Annotated in this window: 2 protein-coding genes; one reads left to right on the top strand and one right to left on the bottom strand. The window is 57.4% G+C overall.

Features of this window, described 5'->3' with window-relative positions:
* Window positions 1-234: 234 nt before the first annotated feature.
* A complete protein-coding gene (locus tag WB528_RS14665; RefSeq protein ID WP_423889136.1) occupies window positions 235-1,239 on the top strand; it encodes an ABC transporter substrate-binding protein in 1,005 nt (334 codons plus the stop codon).
* A 219-nt stretch (window positions 1,240-1,458) separates the two neighbouring features.
* Here WB528_RS14665 and modA read toward each other — a convergent pair whose 3' ends face one another.
* Window positions 1,459-2,223, bottom strand: coding sequence for a molybdate ABC transporter substrate-binding protein (gene modA / locus WB528_RS14660; RefSeq protein ID WP_423889135.1), 765 nt, complete (start codon window positions 2,221-2,223; stop codon window positions 1,459-1,461).
* Window positions 2,224-2,741 lie beyond the last annotated feature (518 nt).

The raw sequence follows: 2,741 nt of genomic DNA, 5'->3' as shown, positions 1-2,741 counted from the left end.
CGGTATCGGTTTGAACGATACCCAAGTCACCCCGCGCTCGTGGAGCGACTGCACCGCGCCATCCTGCGCCCGCACATGCAGAGCGTCTGCGACACGCATGCTCACATCGCCTCGCTTTTCGCGCTCTGGGCTACGAGGCCGGCAGAGTCCCGCCCAGTCCTAGAGACATTCCCGCAGCGTCCAAGCCGGCCGAAGAGGACAGCCCTATGGTACCGCGCGAATTCGGAGGCCGCCATGAAACTTTTACGTCGAGAGTTCCTGCATTTGGCCGCGGGTGCCGCCGCCGTCCCGGCTACTGCTTTTCGCCTCGCTTGGGCGCAAGAGGCCCATCAACGGGTCAGAGTCGCAACGGGACTGCTTGCGACATGGCAAAGCACCGCGTGGCTCGGAGCCGAAGCCGGCCTCTTTAAGAAGCGAGGGATCGATATGACCTTGCCGGCCATCGCGGTGGGGGGTCCGCAGGCTGCTGCGGGGCTCATCCGCGGCGACTGGGAGTTCGCCCACACCGGTACTCTGCCTGTCGCCGAAGAAGTGCTCAAAGGCCGCGACATTGTGATCCTGGCAACGCCGACATCGGAATTCTCCAATTCTTTTGTCATGACCCGGAAAGAGATCAGTCAGCTGACACAGCTGACCGGAAAGAAAGTCGGGATATTAACCGAGACTGGGCAAACCAGCGTTGCGGCCCGAATCACCGTCGAGAAGGCGGGCGCGACTGCGACTTACGTGCCGCTGATTAAATTCGATCGAATCTATGCCGCGCTGGCAGCCGGAGAGATCGATGCGGGTGCGCTGCCGATCGATCTGCGCTTTACTGGCCAGGCTCGCTACGGCTGGAATGCATTTCCGATACATGAGTTTGGCACACCTTCGATATTCGCGAGCACGCGCAAGCTGATCGCTTCTAATCGCGAACTCGTGATGAATGTCATGAAGGGCTTCGTCGAGACGATCCATTTGTTCAAGACACGGCCCGATATCGTAGTCCCTTTGCTGCAGCGGTATCTAAAGATCGACGATCGAAAGGCAGCAGAGGACCTGTACGCATTCCATGTGCCGGTCTTTCAAAAGGTTCCGCGGCCGTCATTTCCGGGAATGCAGACGCTGCGGGAATTGCTTGCGCCGAAATACCCGGCCGCAGCGTCGCTCAAGGAGTCTGACATTGCCGACCCCTCGTTCATCGACGAACTTCAGCGAAACGGATTCATAGCCCGGTTATATGCGGCAGATGGGAAATAGAAAGAATGAAATTCTATATTTCCAAATCCACGAACTCCGCGCGGCCGATTTCCGCTTTGGGCTCGAACGCTGCGAATTAATTTCGTCTCCGCGCTTGCGTCCTAATGGCGCAGTACAGCGAACGCAGTCGTGTGCCAATTCCAGACTCTCGTATTATGCAGTCTTTGGATAGCAGCGCCGTTGCCATTTTCGGCCCCGTCGCTTGTCCGCGCATTTACCTCATCCCGGAATCATGCCTTTTGCTTTTACCACCGCGATGGCAGCGGGAGACTTCAGATAGGTGATGAATGCCTTCGCGGCTTCCGCGTTCTTGGTGTTTGCTGCAACTCCTGCAGCGAAAATGATTTCGTGCTGTAATGCCGCCGGGAATGGACCAACCACGTCCAGACCGGGCGCCGTCAGCACGTTCAGAAGAAATACTCCAAGCTCGGCCTCGCCCGTGGCAACGGCCTCTACGACCTTTGCCGGCCCAGCCTGAATCTTGGTTTTGGCTTTCATCGCCTCGCTGATGCCAAGAGTTTCAAATGCTCGCAAAACCTGGGCGCCAGCCGCACTTGCTGGAATCGTGGCGATGGATTGCGCTCTGAGCAAAGTCTGTTTCAACGCATCGGGCGTGCTGATGTCGGGCTTGTGAGCACCTGAACGGACTGCGACGCCCAACCCGACGCGAGCGATGTCGGTCGGCGTTCCGGCCGCGAAATGACCCTGGGCACCAGCGTCCTTGTACACTTCACGAGGGACGATACCGAGGTCGAATGCTCCACCAGTCGTGGCTAGCTTAATCAATTCGGGGGTAGTCCCGAAGCGAAAAACAAGCTTGTGACCTGACGTACCCTCGAACTGCGTTGCAAGTTCTTTCAAAGGAGCTGTCATGGCGCCACCCGCCAACACCTGAAGCTCGGCAGCCTGTAGCCCGCTAACCGGGGCGGCTACCAGAACAACACCTGCGACCATTGCTGGTCCCAGACCCAAATATGACTTCATGGAGTTCACCCTGTTGTTTGCTAATAATTATTGATTGTGAACGTTAAGATCGCTGGTTGAGTGACGTACGAACACGGGCGCCAGCCGCTTCCGTAATCCGAAGTGCGATCAAGAAGGAATTGTGCCAACCGACGGCAACGGGCTGCCAATTAATCGAAGCGGCGACTTCGGTGTTTCGCCGCTTTACGGCAGCTCTCAGGCAAGCAATGTGTTTGCCAATATAGGACTGTACTCTGCTTTTGGCCCTGCGTCACCTGGTCGAATGTCGCTGTTGGGTCACGACCTGCCGTCGGACCAAGTGCGTGGGATGTCGGCTCTTGCACCAGTTTGCTGCCATGGAAACGGACATCATCATCGGTCGAAACGGGCCACGAACGGACTCATGCATCGTAGCAAAGTCAGGAAGATTAAAGGCGGCAATTCTGTCCTATGCGACACGACGGGGCGGTTAGCCAAGGGAGCTATTACGACATGCCCATGTCGATCGGCTTTTCAACCGCACCGCCGCTCTCGGCCCA

Source organism: Bradyrhizobium sp. (assembly GCF_049586575.1).
Lineage (GTDB): Bacteria > Pseudomonadota > Alphaproteobacteria > Rhizobiales > Xanthobacteraceae > Bradyrhizobium.
The sequence above is the reverse complement of the archived record's forward strand: the minus strand, read 5'-3'. Positions and strand labels throughout refer to the sequence as shown.

Coding starts and splice junctions, on each gene's coding strand:
- modA (WP_423889135.1), bottom strand. CDS start 2,223: ATGAAGTCATATTTGGGTCTGGGACCAGCAATGGTCGCAGGTGTTGTT.
- WB528_RS14665 (WP_423889136.1), top strand. CDS start 235: ATGAAACTTTTACGTCGAGAGTTCCTGCATTTGGCCGCGGGTGCCGCC.